The sequence below is a fragment of the Algoriphagus persicinus genome (assembly GCF_035156415.1).
GTDB lineage: Bacteria > Bacteroidota > Bacteroidia > Cytophagales > Cyclobacteriaceae > Algoriphagus > Algoriphagus persicinus.
The window spans coordinates 1-19,599 of record NZ_JAYEEY010000044.1; the positions used below are offsets into that span (position 1 = coordinate 1).

Genomic DNA, 19,599 nt, shown 5'->3' on the forward strand with positions numbered 1-19,599 from the left:
CTGACCGGATTCCTGCCATTTACAATACAGGGAATAATACGCTTCGTTGCTTATCTTTTTCATCCTGCAACATTATATATTTAGAACTCCTATATCAATATGGTTTTGTCGGACGCATACAGACAAACTCTCTTTTGTGGTTACTCCAGTATTGAGCAAGGTAACTGCCTGACGATACATTCACACCATCAAGGTAACCATGCACTGCCAAAGCATCTATGTATTGCATAGCAGTTGGGTCTTGCTTTAACTTGCTATGGTAGAAATATGGAAAATCTTTGCCCCCCCCTTCATTTTGAAGCATATGTTCGGAACCGAAAATTAAGACCTCAGGATGTGCTGTTTTAATTTTGGGAATGATCCCATTAATCATTTCAGCATACCAATGCGTTGTATAAAAGCAAGAATTGAAAGATTGGTTAAACGCCGGCTCATTCTGGGGGCTAATGGCATAAACATTGACGCCAATATCTTTATACATTTGAATGGCATCGATCCACCACTGTGCAAATTCATTGTATTTATTTGGATTCAGTGTACCACTGTTAAAACTAGGAGATTGGCCAGTACTGGGCACTCCACGCTCAGGCCAATAATCTCCATTTAGGCCTGCTCCCCGCTGTGCATTTTGATCCCCAGGCCAGGTATATCCCCAAGCATTCCACTTAAAAGAACCGGGAGGAGACCAGACTGTGAGAATCACTCGGAGCTCTACATTATACTTGTCCGCCTTTGCTTTCAAAGCCTGAACCATTGGCCTTTGCTTTTCCCAATGGGCATCCTGGTTTGGTGCAGAATTACTGGTGACAGGCAAATGCGGATACACTTCATTGCGCCACATTGACAAACCTAGATCACCAATCACCATTTCAAGCCATGCATCGTTGTGAAAATGTGTAGCGTTAGCGTTGCCCCACCACACATCTCTGGCACCAAAAAAACCAAAGCCTTCCATCGTCTGGAATTTGTTTGAGAAGTTAGCAGAAACGTTCACGATATTCTGAGCACTAAATGTGCGGTAAGTAGCATTAACTACAACATTTCTAGAGGGCATTGTGATGGTGATACTGTCACTTGAAGTATTTTCCAATATTTCTATATCACCAGTCCATTGTTGGAATACTTGATTTTCTCCAGGAGCATTGGCCTGAATATTTCTAACTTCACCCGCAGCAAACGTACCCCCACCGGAACCGTTATTAACAGTAAGTGAAAATACTTGAGGATCTTCCCCAGCAGTGCAGGATATAAAAGTGAAAATCAGGATTAAGAGTGAGAATTTAACAATTATCATAAAATGGTATTTAATATTGATTTAAGAAATGTTCTTGTGCTGGTCACCTAATTTCCTTTGCTTTTCGCAATTAAAATATCGGTTGTTCTCCTTCAAACACCAATCTTTGGATTTCACCTCTGGAATTTTTTATCTCATAATTTCAATAAATTATTCTTCACTTGTTTTTTAAAGAGGATAAGTTTAGTTTTCGGGACTCTCCCATGCTGTTGAACACAGTCACTTGAATGGTATTTTCAGGAATGAGAATCTTTCTGCTTGATTGGGACAAATAAGTAGACCCATGATAAAGTTCATGCGTGATTTGATTGCCGTTGTCTAACTGAAAAATCACTTTGGCGTCCAATGGCTCCGGACTAAAGAGAGCAGCAGAACTTAAACTTTTGGCGCTAAATGATTTCAATTCTCCTTTATTTGAAGCCACCAGGATAACCGGCTTTTCGCCCATCCAGACCAGGGCCATTCCTTTGGCATCTGTGTCAACGAAAAATCCTGATTTCAGCTGATGGATTGGATTCAAACCACCTTTTCCATCTCCTTTGAGAAAGAGTCCTATTCCAGCATCATACCAACCTGAGTGTATTTCAGTGGAATGGCTATTGCCGGCTAATAGGACATCCAGATGACCGTCTCCATCAAAATCCTCCACAATGGATCCAAAAACCGGAGAGATCTGAGCTTTTATAGGTAAAGCTTTGAGGGTAAACTTTCCTTTGCCAAGATTTAGCAAAAGAGCTGATTCCATGAAAGTAGCTTTTGCTTTGTAAGCATTCTTCCTTTCAGCCTCACTCAATACCCTTTCAATACTCGATTCTCCATAGATCCCATAATTTGGAAAACGCTTTTTTATAGAAGGAATTTGCCTAATAAGGTTGTCTCTTGGATGGACGGGGTACTCCAGCCCTTGTATAAATCTGGTCATCACAGGATCTACACTTCCATTATTATCGAAATCAGCAGCATAAACTTTTATAGGCTCATCTGGTGAAACCTGATATTTACTATTTAACCCCAGATTTCCGAGAATATAATCGACATTACCATCTCCATTGATATCTCCACCTGTAATGCTGTTCCACCAGCCTTCAGTATTTTCTATGCCAGTAGATTGACCTAAATTTTTAAAGGTTTCACCCATATTCTTGAAAAAAGTTATTGGCATCCATTCTCCAACCACTATCAGGTCCAATTTCCCATCATTATCAAAATCAGTCCAAATGGCATCTGTTACCAGACCCAATTCGGATAACCCTGGAATGAGAGTATCCCCAACTTTACTAAAAATGCCATTTTCATTTCTTAAAAGATAACTTTGGCCTGGGTATGGATACTGTCCTGGAATCACCCTTGCTCCTACAAATAAGTCCAGATCCCCGTCTCCATCAAAATCAGCAGCAGCGACTTTAGATCCACTGCTTGTTATTTTTGGCAGTGCCTTTTCATACCATTCAAAATTTCCCTGGCCATCATTGATATAAAGCCTGTCCTGATAAAGTTCTGAATTTACCAGGTAGGAACTTCCCCCGCTTACAATATATAAATCCAAATGACTGTCACCATTTGCATCAAAAAACAATGCGCCCATATCTTCAGATTCCTTATGAAAGGGGAAATCCTCCTTTTCAAAACCCACTTCGTTTTGTTTGAATAGCTTACCTGGAAAACCAGCTCCGCCTCCAACATAAAAATCCTCCAAACCATCTTGGTTAATGTCTCCTACAGCAATTCCGGGACTAGTGCTGGAGAACTTATGGGGCAAAAGGTCCTGGTGATTGAAGTCTATGTAGTCAGTTTCCTGATGGATATGGGTAAGTCCATATTGGCTTGTAATTTCCTTGAAGACTGTTTCAAGCTCTTGGACATTTTGATGTTCCGCGACCTCATATATGGCATTTGTTTGCTTAATTTCGAGTCTTTGATTGGAGCTCACATCAGTAAGTTCCTCTTGCTTTCCGTCAGGCCAGATAATGTGAATTTTTTGCACTCTGGATTGATCTCCCAACCCAAAATGTACAACTCCCGATATGGTGGATTTATATCCTCTATAAAGGTGGTGCTCGTGATATTGTATTCCGTTTTTTGTGGTTATGGTTATTTTAGAGCCAATAGCTTGGGTATTCTGCTTCTCACCTATAAGTGATATTTGTAGATAATTTTGATCCGTTTTTTTATCAGTTGTATTTTTATAGATGAAAGCTTCCATATCTATATTACTAACCACCAGGTCAAGATCTCCATCATTATCCAAATCGGCAAAGGCCGCTCCATTGGAATAGGATGGTGCGTCAAATCCCCAATCCGTGGAAACTTCATTTAATTTCATTTTTCCTGTATTTTCAAACATGTGGTTGTGCGTCTTGACACCTTTCAACTGATCCAACTTCTCTACTACCTTCTCCATTTTGGCTTCTTCAGTTCCAAAAAGGTTTGTTTCACTATTATAAGCTATGAAATCAAGATTGGTTACATCTTTCCTATAGCCGTTAGTGATATAAAGATCCTTATATCCATTGTTGTTAAAATCAGCAAACAGAGGAGCCCAGCTCCAATCAGTTTCATGCACACCTGAGAGATAGGCGATCTCACTGAAGGTATTGTTGCCATTGTTTAATTGGAGGGTGTTCCTTACATATTGTGGCAGGTATCCAAGGGAAAGGATCATTCTGAACTGATTGTAATTGATATCTGGAAACATGGTCTTTTGCCTGAAGTTATCAGGGGGAAGCATATCCATGACAGCAATATCCACCAAAGCATCGTTGTTGAAATCAGCCACATCTACCCCCATACCATTGAAACTCTGATGTTTTAAGTAAGATGAAGCCATGTCGGTAAATGTCCCGTCCCCGTTGTTGATCCACAGCAAATCATTGGTAATGAAGTCATTGGAAACATAGATGTCCGGCCATCCATCACGGTTGATATCTGCTATTGCAACGCCAAGGCCATACCCTTCTATTAAGATTCCTGCTTCATTGGAAATATTAGAAAAAGTTCCATCGCCGTTGTTACGGAATAGCCTGTCGGTACTGGGATTTTCCCCGGCAATCTTTTTTTCCCTGATAAAATTTCTATTTGAATTTTCGTAGGCATTTGTAAGGACATACACATCCAGATCACCATCCTGATCATAATCAAAAAATGCCGCATGGGTACTATACCCGGAATCATCCAAGCCATAAGCTGCCGCCATTTCGGTAAAGGTCAGATCCCCGTTGTTGATGTATAATTTATTCTTGCTTTCTTGGTTTTTTTTATTGGCAACACTCAAATAAATATCCAGCAATCCATCACTGTTGATATCTACCATAGATGCCCCTGTTACCCAAGAATCTGTTTGCAGTCCAGCACTAATGGTTAAGTCTTCAAATTTTAAATCACCCTTATTAAGGTACAATTTAGATGAAATCATGTTTCCTGAGAAAAACAAATCAGGCAGCCCATCATTATTGATATCTCCTATGGCTACTCCACCGCCATTGTAGATATAATCAGAATAAAATGCATTAAACGTGTCATTGGTATAGATACGGTTGTTGAAGTCCACCCCACTATAGGAAGAAGGCAAAAGTTCAAAAAGGGTATCTTTTTCTTTTTTACCACAAGAAGTATAAGTAAATGCCAAAAGGGAAAAACCGAATAAAATTATGAATTTTGATTTCATTATCAATTACCTGTGAAATTAGCTGGGTATGAGATAAAAAGGCCTTCAGCTAAGCTGAAAGCCTTTTGATTTAATCGACGAAATTATTAAAAGATATATTTCAATATCCTGGATTTTGAGTGAGAATACTTACCAAATCCAATTCCCTCTGCGGAAAAGGTTTTAACAAATAAGTTTCATTCCAATTTTGATTGGCCAATGATCTGCTAAAATCAACATCTGTGGCAATATTAATTTTACCAGCATTTTGCCATCTGACCAAATCGTCATAACGATGACCTTCAAAAGCCAATTCAACCCTTCTCTCATGCATTATGTACTCCATCATTTCACTTGCTGAACCAGATCTATCTGGAAGAATATCCCCTGACGGATCAGCTCTCCTTCTTACCATGTTCACCAGATCAGCAGCTTTTTGCACATTGTTATTTCCCAATAGCTCAGCCTCAGCCAACATTAGATACACGTCTGCTAAGCGGATTACTCTTTCATTATTTGAACCGGCATTAGGCTGAGGATATGAGACATAGTTCAATAAATATTTAGAGGGTGTGGCTCCTGTAATTGACCAGGCTGGGTCAAATAGTTCCCCAAAGTATTCATCTCCTTCCCTAAAAATAGTAAACGGCACACGTGGATCGCCCTCTTCGAAGGAATTTTGGAGGCCTTCAGTGGCATGGATTCTTCCATATCCTTGCCCATTAGCTCCTGGGGCACAACTTCCTAAGAAGCAGCTAGCTCTGAAGTTTATTGCTCTACCTGTTCCGGCATGGCCTACATTCTGATTACCTGCTAGACCGAAATCAACTGGAAGCCAAGGATTGAAATCTCCTCTTGAGAACTGAATCTCAAAAATAGATTCAGCATTATTTTCCTTGTCTTCGCGAAAATTATCCCCAAAGTCTTCCATAAGAGTATAAACACCACTTGAAACCACTTCATTAAATTCTTGGGCTGCCTCTGTATATTTTTGTTGCGTTAGGTATGCTTTTCCCAACAAAGCTGTTGCTGCTCCGCTAGTGGCTCTTCCCGTGTTACTCGCATCCCATTGGCTAGGGAGATGCTCTTTAGCGAATTTTAAATCGGATTCTACCATTGCGTACACTTCTCCTGGCGCCGAGTTACCTGTTCTGGTATCTTCGACAGATCTTTGCACTTCTAGTATAAGCGGTGGAGTTCCCCAATGCCTTGCCAGGAAATAATAAAAATAGGCTCGCATAAATTTAGCTTCAGCTTCAAACCTGTTTTTTTGGTCTTGGGTAAGCTCTGAAGCGGGAATTCTGTCGAGGATCGCATTGGCCCGAAGAATCCCTGTATAGCTTGTATTATACATGTAACTGAAATTACCATTATTAGGCAACCAGATAAAGTCCACGTTGTCTTCACTTCCCTGACCTCCATGCTGAGTATCATCTGAAGGATATTCTATCCCGTTATAATGACCACGCCCACCTTGATCATAATAGAAGTTTAACAATGCGCTGTATGGACCTAGAGAAGCTGCTTCAAAATGCTCTTCTGTAATATAAAACGTTTCTGAATTCAATTCACCCAGAGGTGCTAAATCCAGACTATCATCACAGGAAATGACCGTCAACGATAAAAGGCCAATGATGAATGCGAATGTTTTTAATATTTTCATAATCTTATAGTCTTTTAAAATGATAATTGGACACCAACTTGATAAATCCTGGGCTGCGGCATATTACCTCTATCGGTACCAGCACCCGTCTGGGTAGAGTTTTGCCCATAAGTCATCACTTCCGGATCAAGCCCAGAATAATCTGTAAAAGTCAGAAGGTTTGATCCTCCGATATAGACTCTCCCACTTTCAAATCCCTCCATTCTTTCTGTTAAAGCTTTTGGCAAGGAATATCCAATCTGAAGATTTCTCAATCTGAGAAATCCTGCGTCTTCAACAAATCGATCAGAAAAACGATTATTTGCATTTGGGTCTCCACTAATTGCTCTTGGAATAGAGTTGGAAGTACCTGGTCCAGTCCATCTTTCCTGGGTTTCAGAAAGTGTATTTCTTCCTCCACCGTTCAAATCCAATCCAGCTTGCCTTACTTGGTTGTAAACCTGTACATCTCCTACACCTTGCCAAAGCATTGAGAAGTCGAAATTCTTATACTCCATATTAAGGGACATTCCGTAAAAATAAGAGGGAATAGTTTTTCCCAGATAAGCTCTGTCATTGAAATCAATAACTCCATCAGGTTCACCTGAAAACTGCTGACCTTCTTCACCAGGACCATTGTTGTCTACAAATCTCACGTCACCTGGCCGCGGACCTTGCGGTGAATTTCTATCTCTAAAATCCCCGGTAAACACAGCGTCAATTTCTTCCTGAGTTTGATAAACTCCATTAGTTTGATATCCATAAAAATATCCTATGGGTTGGCCAATTGCAGTTCTATAGTTACCATTTGCTGTAAATTCTTCCAATCCTGGAGCCAGTTCCATTAATCTATTCTTTACAGTGGTAATATTACCCGATAAAGACATACTCAATCCGTTGCCAAAGAAATGTCGGTAATTAACTTCCACCTCTATTCCTTTATTACTAACAGTTCCTAAGTTTACCGGAGTACCTGTAAAGCCTGAGGAACTGGGAAGAGGTAAATTATACAAGAAATCTTTGGTAGTCCGGTTGTAATATGTAGCCAATATATCCAGTTTGTTATTGAATAAAGAAACATCAAATCCAAGATCAACGGTCTCCACTGTCTCCCATACTACATCTTCGTTTACAAAATTAATGGGAACAGGTGCCTGTACTGTGTTATTTCCATTCAATGCATAATCGGGAGTAGTTGAAACTCTGAAAATATGAGGGAAAGCTGCCGTGTTTGAATTTCCGAGTTGTCCCCAGCTCGCTCTTAATTTTAGATCTGAGACCAATCCTTTGGTGAAAAAAGATTCTTCGCTTATAATATAAGCGCCCGATACAGAAGGAAATGTTCCCCATCTTCTATCGTCAACGGGCGAGAAAGAGGAAGTTCCATCTCGTCGGACAGTAGCGGTAAGCAAGTATTTATCACTATAATTATAACTTAACCTACTGAGATAGCCCACAAAAGAACCTTGACCTGCACCCCCGCCCACGTTCGGATCTCCTCGGCCATTTTTGATTACTGAATAAAAATCTCGATTAGTACTTATAAAATCGAAAGCTGTTACACTTAGAGAAGAGCTGCTCAATTTCTGGTATTCCAGACCTGCCAAAACATCCAAATTATGATTCCCAAAACTCTTGTTATAATTCAAGGTATTGGTAAACACTTGGGTTTGAGACTGTCCCCTGCCGTCGTCATATTGATTACCAGGTCTATCTAGACCCATTTCTTTTACTAAGTACTCAGGTCTCCAGGAGTCATTATTGAACAGATTGAGGTCCAGGGAAGCTGCTGTTTTATACTTTAATCCATCAATGATTTCAAGTTCGGCAAATATGCCANGGTCTCCAGGAGTCATTATTGAACAGATTGAGGTCCAGGGAAGCTGCTGTTTTATACTTTAATCCATCAATGATTTCAAGTTCGGCAAATATGCCACCTAAGAGTCTGGTATTTCTGTCATTGTTCTGAATGATTTGATTGATACCTACCTGATTACCAATTACAAGACCCGCCAAATCAGCATTTCCATCGTACCCATACCGATTGCCTAGAATTGGATTGCTAGGATCCTCATATATGTTGAAAAAGGGAGGCATAGTAACTGAGTTTTGAAGTAGAAAACCATCGCCTCCTCCATTCATTCCCCGAAGTACCTCCTGATGAGATACGGTGAAATTTTGCCCGACTTTAAGCCTTTTATTGATGTTAAAATCTGTATTTACCCGAAACGTATATCTGTCAAGATTCCATTTTTGTACGGTAGCTTCCTGTTTGAAATACCCGCCAGAAACATAATAATTGTATCCCTCGCCGCCACCATTTACACTTAAATTAACATTTTGAATAGGTGCGTTAGGATTTAAGACAACTTCCCTCCATGCGTCTTCATTGCTCCTATCTCTAATGGGACTCCCTTCCTCGAGATCAGGATGAAGCTCGCGAAAATCAGGATCTTCCGGGGTTAGGCCGTTTTGTGCATTGAAGTTACTATAAGCAGCCTGAGTAAGGCTTAACCATTCCGTGGTAGAATTATATTCGTTGAATTTGGCGATTTCCTGGATCCCATAATAAGAATCTAATACTATTTTGGGTTTTCCTTTTGTCCCTCTTTTAGTAGTGATCAATACCACTCCGTTGGCAGCTCTTACTCCATACACTGCAGCAGCAGATGCATCTTTCAAAACAGAAATACTCTCTATATCTGCAGGGTTAATGGTAGCCAATGGGTTTGTTCTTGAGTCTGAATTGTTGCCTACTGGGATACCATCTATTACAAACAAGGGTTGTGTATTACCTACCGTCCCCACACCTCTAATCCTTATCGCGACAGGAGAGCCCGGTGTACCATCTACATTGGTGACCTGAACACCCGATATCCGTCCCTGAATCGCCTGATCGACTGAGGCTACGGGGATTTTCGTAATCTCTTTGGCCTGAACTGTACCAATAGATTCAGTCATTAACCTACGGCTCTTTTCACCATAACCCACTACGACCACCTCTTCCAAAGAAGAGATATCAGGATTTAATGTCACATCGATCTGGGTTTGATTACCAACCGGCACCCGCTTAGTCTCATAACCAACGTATGAAAACACTAAAGTAGAGCCTTCAGGCACATTCAGTGTGTATTTTCCTTCAATATCAGTTACAATACCTGTAGTAGTTCCAGACACAGTGACAGTGGCCCCAGGAAGAGGTTCTCCTGTGTCATCGATTACTTTTCCCGATACTGTCACTTCCATTTCCTGCATGACAGTTACAGGCTGGCGCACACCTGATTTTTTTACATGGATATTATAATCCACCTGCTTGAAACTTAACTGGGTTTGGGCGGCAATATCCAGCAAAACATCATAAACGGTTTTACCTTTGCTTTCTAGGGAAATACTGGGCAAATCCCTGATTTCCCTTGATGCAAACACAAAATTATATTCGGTGTTTTTTTCAAGCTCCTGAAATACCCTTTCTATACTTGCGCTTTTCAGGGAAAGGGAGACTCTGGCATTTTCTATGCTTTTAACCTGGGCATTCCCATTACCGGCAATGAGTAAACTCATTGAAAGGTACTGGAAAATGAAGGCTACAGTAAATAATTTGGTCATGTAGATAACATGCTTTAGTAGACAATTTTTCATATCTTTACATTGTTTGTTTAGGCTTATGCTAATTGTTTAAATAAACACTTAAAGGAAATGAGATGGCAGTCTCTGTTTCCGTTTTGATTAAGGCTATGGGTGTTGATACACCTGTGGCCTTTTTTGGGTATTTGACGCTATATCATCTCCATAGGCTGGGTTATTTGAATGTTATGTATACTATATCCTGTTGAATATTAAATTTAAATCTTGCCGAATAACTCAATCCTATCAGCACGTTTTCCAGTGACTGGTCTCTGAATGATCCTGATACCACAAGATTTTTATTGGGTTGGTTGGTAAAACGGATCTCCACCCCATACCAATTTTCAAGTACCCTGGTTATTTCAGCAATAGGGGCGTGGTCAAACAATATGATCTTCCTGGTCCAGGCCATCAGCTTTTCTTTAACAAAGAGCCGTTTCTGATACTGTTCCTTTGCCAGATTGATGTTCAATTCCTCTCCGGGTACAAGATTTACTTTTTTAAAATCCCCCATAGCTATCCGCACTTCTACCAGCCCCGTCAGCAGAGAAATGTCCATTTCCTCATTATCATAGGCCGAGATATTAAAGGAAGTTCCTAGGGCTGTGGTTGCAATTTGTCCCGTCTTTACCGTGAATGGACGCATGCTGTCCTTGGCCACTTCAAAATAAGCTTCTCCCATCAATTCAAGTACTCTACGATCTGCTTCAAAATTTTTGATATATCTTAGAGAACTTCCTGAATTAAGGATCACTCTGGATCCATCCTGTAAGGTCAGATTGGACTTTACTCCCGGAGGGGCAATATGTTCTTCATAAATCATGGGGGCCTCTACAGTCTGAAGAGAAGGTTGGGGGAAAATCAGGTTGGCCAAAATTCCCAGGGTAAATGCCAAGACCAGAATCCCCGCCATTCGATATAACTGAGCCGATTTGGAGTAGGAAGGGTATCCTATTTCATATCTCAAAATAGTACTTTGGGAACTTATTGGAACTGTCTTTCTTTGGATAGATTCCACGTCGATCTCCTGAACTGCCTGATCTATGTTTTGCCACATTGCTTCCAAACGGGTACAGCCTACTTCCGCAGTGTTTCTGGACATGTTCAGCAGTATCCTTCTCGCCAGCGTAATGTCCTTAAGTTTTGCCGGATTTTTTTGGATATATTCCTCCCAATAGGATTTATTGGAAGCGTTGTGTGCCAGCACCCATTTTCTGAATTCAGGATCCAAAACAAAATCTTCTAAGCTGTATGCTGTTTTGCTCATTGTAAAAGTGCTTTCATTTATAGGAGTAAGAAACTAAATGAAGTTATCCTTAAAAAAATGTTTTTTTTAAAATAGAGCTTTGAGTATGCTTATTTGCTTTCCTTCCAGCAGCCTTCTTTTTCAAAGAAACTCGCTGGAAGCCAGAACGAATCAACCCAGTATTGACCAATCCTAATCTTATGTCAAACTAGGGATCTATGGGATATCAAAATTTCACACAGTAATAAGTTGAGCTTTCGCTGACAATAGGATTGAGACAGTTTACCTTTTCTTGAAAGAATTTTTCCCTTTAAGAATGCCCCTCTCCCTTAATTTCCCTAATGTCGATGTTCTATATTGTTTTCCAAATTATGAACAGCACATCAAAACAACTCACAGAATAAGCTTTTTAAGATTGGAAATGGCTTTCCAAGCCAGGGTATAGACCGACCGTAAATTTATCCCCATCATTTTGGAAACCTCTTCATAGGAGAAATTTTCAAAAAAAAGGTATTGGATCACTTCCTTTTGCCTATCCGGCAAATCGTTCAAAGCAAAGGCCAGCTTTTTCTGGAGATACACGTCCCTTTGAATGCCGATCAAATCACTTTCAATGGATTCGGTAAAAAAACACACTTCTAGTTTATCGGTAATTTCTTCTTTTTTCCACTTCCCCTCCTTTTTGTTTTCCCTAAAAATCTTGTGGGACAAAGATTTAAACAGATAGATTTTTACATTGTCAGCTTTTTGGAGGTTTTTATGGTATTTCCAAAGATCTATGAAAACATCCTGAATACAATCCTGCACAAAATCCTGATCCGGAACAATCGACAGGCCATATCGAAAAAGCTGCTTTGAAAAATATCGGTATAAACCCTCCAACCCATTTCGGTCACCATCCCTCAGCATCAGCCACAAGCTATCTAACTCTTCAATTGCAATCGATGAGGCGGGACTATTCATTTGGTCAATTCTGGGCTTTGAAATAAGATCAGAACAAATTAGAGAAAAATTATATTAAAGCAAACTTAATTCTAGGTTTCAATTTAAATTACAGAATAAAATAACTGGTATATGCAAAAAAATCGCTTGTATTAGTGCAGAAAAAAATGTGCCTCTGAGAAGCCACTATAAGGTGCGGCCAATTTACAACCTAGAAATCAAAACCTTGCTGATGACCCTCTTCCTTCCGTTCTTCTTTCTCCTGATATTTTACGTATCTCTTGATCATTTCTTCATCCAGGCCAACCGTGTTTACAAAATAACCCCTCGCCCAAAACTTGTGTCCCAGTATGGACGCTGCTTCAGTTGTGGGTAACTCCTGAACAGCATGATGGCTATTTTCCCTTTCAATATTCCCATCAATTTGGATATGGATATCTTCGGAGGCATCGACCAACAAATGAACATGATCTTCCTGAAGGTTAACCTCATCAAATATACATCCCTTCCAATCACAGTGCCTCCTGATATCTTCCTCTACCATTTCTTTGATCACGCCCTTAATTGTCTTCTCTTCGCTGTCAGGAATAGGGTTAGTCTTTAGCCTTTAAACATTAATTAACTTTTACGCTGCCTGACATTCCTTTTCCCACACCATCCATCTGATCCACAGGCAAATCTTCATCGAAACCAATGGGATACCGGAACACGGTCTCATTCCTTTTATGCCTGATGCGCCGCGGCTTTCGTTTAGCGCATAGCCGGGTCCATAGCAGGGCTGATTGAGCGCTCACTTCAGCAGTTTTATATCCTGTAGTAAAGAATATTTTAGACCTGAAAATTTTGGAGAATATTTTCTTGGCCATTGCCACAACATTGGGAAAGCTTGAAAGTGTTATTGACGCCAGGCCTATGCCTATTTTTGCAAAGAAACCCCTTCTGTTGTTATTTTTCATATGCCAATATTTGAATGGTAATTTTTAATGAATTTTTATATGTGTATCAGCTCTATTGCACGTATGGGTGAATTGCCGCAATAATCAACCGATCAAACAATCTATCCCCAAAATATCTCCTATTGAGTTTGTAAACGAATTCATTGAGGTAATTCTGGAGATTTTTGTAGGTGATCATGTGGTTTATTCCCAGCAGTTTCCGCTTCAGATTACTGATTGCCTTTTGCACCCATCTGAGCGTGTCGTTGGTGGAATCTTTTCCGGAAACAACCGTGAAATGGGTGTCCACAATATCTTCAAGCTGTGAGTATGCCGTATTATTGTCAGTGAATAGCACAATATCCCCGTCAGCGTTCTTTATGATGAACTGCTTGACGTGCTCACCGTCCACTTTGCCCAAAACTTCCATTTTAAAGTAACCTCAGAATCTACTTGTCTTGCCGATCTCCAAGTCCTCCAATGGTATGGATTCGGCAGAAACACCCACCTCAGCTTTCCTTTGGCTCCCTTTGCCCCTTTTCAGGTGTTCTTTCACACGCTCCGGGGTGGCAATTCCTATATATCCCTCATCAAACTCCAGCATGTCTGTCAGCGTGTACAGCACATCTCTTTTACCCATGTACACCCTGATTTTATGCATCATCCTGAACGCTGTCTCATAACGGCCCAGACCCAGTAGGCGCTGGAATTCCAGGCAGGAAAAGCCTTTCTTGGTCGCTGACATCAGCATAAACGCCAAGAACCAGGTATGCAGGGAAAGCTTGCTTTTCTCCATCACCGTACCGCTTTTGAGAGAACTCCTAAGTCTGCATACGCAGCATTCGATAAATTTGGCTCCGCTGAACCAATGAAGTTTGGCGATGACTCCACAGCTTTTACAGCGGATCCCGGCTTTTTCACGAGGCGCTTTCAGGTAGATTTGGCAGCTTTCCTCATCAGGAAAATAGTTAATAAAGTCGATGATATTCTTGGCTTTGGCTATTTTTAACCAAGAAATGCCACTGCTGAACAGCCTACAACATAATGTCACGACTTGTCCCGATAGTTTCGGGAACCTGTCTTTGGCTACCTGAATTCATGCGGATACACATATTTTTTATTCCACAAATAAGCATCCAATCCATGATTATTGACCCCCACAAACAACAAATCCAACTTACCGGCTTTGATGATTTCCATGGATTTTACATCCCCCATAAAATTCAATCCTGACTTTTTTTGAGGTACAAACTGAAAACTACCCTTTCCATCACCTTTGAACAATTGACCGAAATTGGAATCCATCACCCCTATTCTCAGGCGGCTGGAATTCTGATTACCGCCCAAGATAAAATCAAGATGCCCATCCTGGTCAATATCCAATACAGAAATGGCATAAACGGGAGTAAACTGTGCCTGCATGGGCAAAGCATGTGGAATCAGTTTTCCATTTTTGTTTTCCAAATAAAGCGTTCTGAGCTCGGTGGCCTGAAGGGTTGAGGCCTTTGACAATTGATCCTTAGTGAATATGTTGCTCAGCTTGGCATCAGCATAGGATTCGTAGTTTGTGAATTTACTTCTCAGATTATACATCTGATCCAACAGTTCATCTCTACTGGCAAAAGGATATTCAACTCCCTGAATGTATTGGGTGAGAACGGGATCGATCGAGCTGTTTTCGTCAAAATCAGCAAAAACCAATTTTATCGGTTCGGAATTGCTGGCCCGAAGTTGGGAGTTCAACCCGAAATTACCCACAATAAAATCCATATCCCCATCTCCATCAAAATCAGCCATCGCTATAGCTGACCAAAGGCCCTCAAGAGGAGAATCAAAATATCGCGAAGTGGCTTCCTCAAATCTTTTTCCGCCCTTGTTCAGAAAAATCCGAATGGGCATATATTCTCCAATTACAATCAAATCCTGTTTACCATCGCCATCCAAATCTGTCCAAGTGGCATCTGTAACCATGCCGCCGAATTCCAATTCAGGAATGATTTCTGAAATCACGTCCACAAACTTGCCCGTTCCATCATTTTTCAACAACAAGCTTTTTGGGCTTTTGGGAAACTGTCCAGGAATAACCCTTCCTCCGACAAACAAATCCAAGTGACCATCACCATCAAAATCCACTACCTTAACACAGGATGCACTGGATCTGATTTTTGGGAGCGCATCTTCTGATTTGACAAAATTTCCACCCCCGTGATTGATGTATAGTCTGTCCTGAAGGCTTTCATCATAGGACAGGTAATCATGGTATCCCCCACTGGCGATGTAAAGATCCATATACCCATTTCCGGTAGCATCGAAAAAGACTGCATCTGCATCAGTGAATTCGTCCTCTTTTGAAAGGTCTAGTCCTTTGGATTCTATAAAATGACCTGTCGAAACCTGGGAAAACAACTTTCCGGGCGAACCTTTGGTACCTCCTACAAACAAGTCCGTGAATCCATTGTTGTTGATGTCACCCAAAGACATGACTGGCCCACAGGTAGTCATCATATTCAAAAGCAGTGGCTGTCTTTTAAAATCATTGAAGCCGTATTCTTCATGTGTAAACTGTACAGGTGGCTGTATTTGGGTGAAATAGGAATTTGTGGATATTTGGTTTTCAGCTTTAGGATCCACAGCGTTTCTTTCTTCAGCTACTAACATCTGATTGGATTCCACGTCATTTATTATTTCCCTTTTCCCGCCTGGCCATTGGATCAGAACTGAATCTGCTTTTGTGTTTTCACCCATTCCAACATGGATCCGGTGACTCATGGAAGATTGAAATCCCCTGGTGGGCTGCTGCTCATAAAACTGGACTTCTCCATTGAAATAGACAGAGATTTTTGTTCCATAACCGAAGGAGTTTTTGCCTTCCCCTTTCAGATCAAACTGAAGAAAATTGTTTGGCTTATTGTTTTCTGAAAGTCTGTTTCTAAAGATTCCGGCTGGAGCATTCAGGTTATTGACCACCAAATCAATGTTCCCGTCATTGTCCAAATCAGTAAATGCTGCCCCATTCGAAAAGTTCGATTGGGAAAAGCCCCAATCCTGGCTCTTGTTGTCGAAGGTCAGGTCACCATTGTTTTGGAAAATGTAATTGTGGATCGGTGTCGAGGTCATGCTTGTCACCAGAAAGAGTGTATCTGCCGGTTCTTTGTCCCTTGCCTTGTTGAAATAATAATCCCCTTTGAACTTTAGGAAATCCCGATTGGTATAATCCCTGTAATAACCATTGGTGATAAAGAGATCCTTCCATCCGTCATTGTCCACATCCACAAAAAATGAGGCCCAACTCCAATCCGTATTCGATATTCCTGCCAATTGGCCGATTTCACTAAAGGTGCCATTGCCATTGTTGAGATGGAGCATGTTTCTCATGTTCTGATGATAAAAACCCTTCATGACCATCAGTGCATATTGTTCGTAATTTTCAGGCCCATAAAGGAGTTTTTGCCGCTTGTTGTCCTCTGGCAACATGTCCAAAGTGAAAATATCAGGAAGTCCATCATTATTGAAATCGCTGATATCAGAACCCATGGAAAAATAAGAAATGTGCTGCAGGTAATCCGTCAGACTTTCGGTGAAGGTACCATCACCGTTGTTGATATAGAGATAATCGGGCTCGATGTAATCATTGGAAATATAGATGTCAGGAAAACCGTTTCCTGTCAGGTCAGAGACTGCCACTCCAAGTCCAAAGCCCATGGAATTGCCCATGATGCCTGCCTCGGTACTTACATCAACAAATTTCCCTCCATCATTCCTATAGAGTTTGTCTCCTGAATCAGGATTCCTGTCCTTCCTTGCATTGTCAAACTCGATTTCATTGATGACTTTGGTATTGTGGTTCAATAGGTACAGGTCAAGGTCACCATCTAGATCATAGTCAAAAAACAAGGCTTGAATACTATTGGAAGGATCGTCCAACCCGTAAGATGCTGCCTCCTCAACAAATGTTCCATCCGTCTGATTGATAAATAACTGGTTTCTTCTGGTATTTGGACTTCCTTTTCCTGAATAACAGACATAAATATCCAGCCAACCATCCGCATTGATATCCACCATGGTCACGCCCGTGGTCCAGGCATTTTTGCCTTCCACATTGGCTTGTTTGGTAATGTCTTTGAATTTAAAATCCCCTTCGTTCAGGTAAAGCTTATTTGGAACCATATTGCCTGTAAAATAAATATCGTCTAGGCCATCATTGTTGATGTCTCCAATGGCAACTCCCCCACCGTTATAAAAATATTCATAGGTCAGGATGTTGGTACCCTTGCCTTCTGTCAATGTATTTTGGAACCTTATACCTGACTTTCGTGGAGAAATGCTCTCAAAAGTTCCGGTGATTTCAGATTTATGTACTGTATTTAAACCAATTAAATTTAAGGGGAATAGAATAAATAAGATAACATTAATGAACTTCATTGCTAATGGGATTATCTAATAGCCCTTTACAGAGAGATGCCAATCTTTATGGTGTGGGGTCATAAATCTAACGCATTAAGACACTATTTACAAAGTCTTTAAGAGCTTGTTGCTTTCCAAAATTATTGTAAACACCTTAATTTTGGAAGTGATGAATAAAATTCTGATAGATTTATAAAATAGCTCAAACAAACCTTCAATCTTAATGAATATTGATCAAACCAATTACGCTTTCCATAAAAACCCCCATCTTTTACTATTCTTTCTTTTATCGGCAATTACATGCTGCCAGTCCAAAAAAACATCTGAATTAATTTGGAGCACTGATCTCCCGGTAATTGGTTCCCAATCATCCCCAAGGGCGGTGGATTTGAATTGTGATGGGGTAATGGATATTGTAATGGGTGCGGGTAAAAATGAGTTTCAATACAGCAATCAGGGTATTCTTGCCATAGATGGTGTGACCGGGGAAATTATTTGGCAACATGAGGCTGAGGATCAAGTTTATGGTTCTGCCACATTTTTGAATGTCAATGAGGATGGCGTTCCTGATGTTTTTATAGGTGGCCGGTCTCCACACTTTAGGGCAATTGATGGGAAAACCGGGAAGTTGATCTGGGAATATAAATACCAATATGAAGACCATCCGATCCTTCAATATGCCAGGTTCAACTTCAACAACAGTGTCCTAGTACCTGACCAAAACGGAGATGGATTGCCTGATTTATTGACCGTTAACGGCGGCAATGCCGAAGCAGAACCATATGAGATGGAAAACCGGTTTCCCGGTGTTTTGATGCTGATGGATTCCAAAACCGGTGAAATCTTGGCTGCTGACACCATGCCGGACGGCATGGAATCATACATGTCTCCATTGGCATTTTCGCAACCGGGAAGTAATGAGCAATATATTCTATTCGGATCAGGTGGTGAAACATTCAGTGGAAATCTATACTTGGGAAAACTTTCTGATTTAACCGGTCAAAAACTATCCAACTCTCCAATCATTGCCTCAGAAACCGGTCAGGGATTTATTGCACCGCCAGTGCTGGCTGATATCAATAAGGATGGGTTATTGGACATCATTGCCATTTCCCATGCAAGTACTGTTTTTGCTGTTGACGGTAAAAACCTTGATCTGATCTGGCAAAACAAAATTGAAGGGACAGAATGCAGCAACAGTTTTGCTGTCGGTTACTTCAACAAAGATGACATTCCGGATTTTTTCACATTTGTCAGCAAAGGACAGTGGCCACAAAACACAGGTTCACTTCAGGTCATGTTGGATGGAAAAAGCGGTGAAATTGCATTTTTGGATTCCTTAGGATGTACGGGGTTTTCCTCACCTGTGGCTTATGATCTAAACAAGGATGGCATAGATGAGGTAATCATCAGCATCAATGAATTTGATTGCAATAGGGATATCGGAGATCAATCTTCTTTCCCAATTGAAAATAAATTATTTGCAATTGATTTCAATGACCGGAAAAAATGGATGATCGATCAGACCAAATATTACAAGAATGTGTTTTCTACTCCCTGGATAGGTGACATGGATCAGGATGGTTATCTGGATATCGTTTATTGTCAATATTACAACCACTCTGATATCTTGTCATTTTTAGGAATGCAGGTCAGAAGGATTGACACACATATCAAAATTAAAAAACCTCCTCTTTGGGGAGCTTATATGGGAACTGATGGAAACGGGATATTTCGGGGCAAAAAATAAGTGGCTGTCTCATATTGATTTTCATTATTGGAGACAGCCTTTTTTATTCAATAGAGGCCGATTTCCTGAAATCGGTCTCTATTTTTTTGACTACTGTTTAACTCTTTAGCAATAGGCGT

Annotated in this window: 11 protein-coding genes and 1 pseudogene; 1 reads left to right on the plus strand and 11 read right to left on the minus strand. The window is 40.6% G+C overall.

Annotated elements, in window-relative coordinates:
• Nucleotides 1-94 precede the first annotated feature (94 nt).
• The 11 genes and pseudogenes from U3A58_RS20790 to U3A58_RS20840 form a co-directional block, all read right to left on the minus strand.
• Entirely contained in the window at nt 95-1,294 is a 1,200-nt protein-coding gene (locus tag U3A58_RS20790; protein WP_323826321.1) for an InlB B-repeat-containing protein, read from the minus strand.
• A gap of 157 nt (nt 1,295-1,451) precedes the next feature.
• The gene (locus tag U3A58_RS20795) at nt 1,452-4,958 is read right to left on the minus strand and encodes an FG-GAP-like repeat-containing protein (RefSeq protein WP_323826322.1); all 3,507 of its coding nucleotides are present in this window, start codon (nt 4,956-4,958) and stop codon (nt 1,452-1,454) included.
• A 100-nt stretch (nt 4,959-5,058) separates the two neighbouring features.
• Nucleotides 5,059-6,600: a RagB/SusD family nutrient uptake outer membrane protein gene (locus tag U3A58_RS20800; RefSeq protein WP_323826323.1), complete on the minus strand. Its 1,542-nt coding sequence runs from the start codon at nt 6,598-6,600 to the stop codon at nt 5,059-5,061.
• Nucleotides 6,601-6,614: 14 nt separating this feature from the next.
• Nucleotides 6,615-8,435: a SusC/RagA family TonB-linked outer membrane protein gene (locus tag U3A58_RS20805; protein WP_323826324.1), complete on the minus strand. Its 1,821-nt coding sequence runs from the start codon at nt 8,433-8,435 to the stop codon at nt 6,615-6,617.
• Nucleotides 8,398-10,218, minus strand: a complete 1,821-nt coding sequence (locus U3A58_RS20810; protein ID WP_323826325.1) for a SusC/RagA family TonB-linked outer membrane protein — start codon at nt 10,216-10,218, stop codon at nt 8,398-8,400. The genes U3A58_RS20805 and U3A58_RS20810 overlap by 38 nt, the downstream gene beginning before the upstream one ends.
• A gap of 160 nt (nt 10,219-10,378) precedes the next feature.
• Complete coding sequence (locus U3A58_RS20815) at nt 10,379-11,470, minus strand: FecR family protein (RefSeq protein ID WP_323826326.1); 1,092 nt, start codon at nt 11,468-11,470, stop codon at nt 10,379-10,381.
• A 372-nt stretch (nt 11,471-11,842) separates the two neighbouring features.
• The gene (locus U3A58_RS20820; protein ID WP_323826327.1) at nt 11,843-12,412 is read right to left on the minus strand and encodes an RNA polymerase sigma factor; all 570 of its coding nucleotides are present in this window, start codon (nt 12,410-12,412) and stop codon (nt 11,843-11,845) included.
• Nucleotides 12,413-12,602: 190 nt separating this feature from the next.
• Nucleotides 12,603-12,980, minus strand: a complete 378-nt coding sequence (gene tnpA, locus U3A58_RS20825) for an IS200/IS605 family transposase (RefSeq protein ID WP_323826331.1) — start codon at nt 12,978-12,980, stop codon at nt 12,603-12,605.
• Between the two features lie 25 nt (nt 12,981-13,005).
• Nucleotides 13,006-13,347: a hypothetical protein gene (locus U3A58_RS20830; RefSeq protein ID WP_323826328.1), complete on the minus strand. Its 342-nt coding sequence runs from the start codon at nt 13,345-13,347 to the stop codon at nt 13,006-13,008.
• A 52-nt stretch (nt 13,348-13,399) separates the two neighbouring features.
• Nucleotides 13,400-14,329 (minus strand): annotated as a pseudogene (locus U3A58_RS20835) (IS1595 family transposase).
• A gap of 83 nt (nt 14,330-14,412) precedes the next feature.
• Nucleotides 14,413-17,748 carry a VCBS repeat-containing protein gene (locus tag U3A58_RS20840; RefSeq protein ID WP_323826329.1) on the minus strand — a complete coding sequence of 1,112 codons (3,336 nt, stop codon included), beginning with the start codon at nt 17,746-17,748 and terminating at the stop codon, nt 14,413-14,415.
• Between the two features lie 205 nt (nt 17,749-17,953).
• Between U3A58_RS20840 and U3A58_RS20845 the strand changes: the two genes are divergently transcribed.
• Nucleotides 17,954-19,480, plus strand: coding sequence for an outer membrane protein assembly factor BamB family protein (locus U3A58_RS20845; RefSeq protein WP_323826330.1), 1,527 nt, complete (start codon nt 17,954-17,956; stop codon nt 19,478-19,480).
• Nucleotides 19,481-19,599 lie beyond the last annotated feature (119 nt).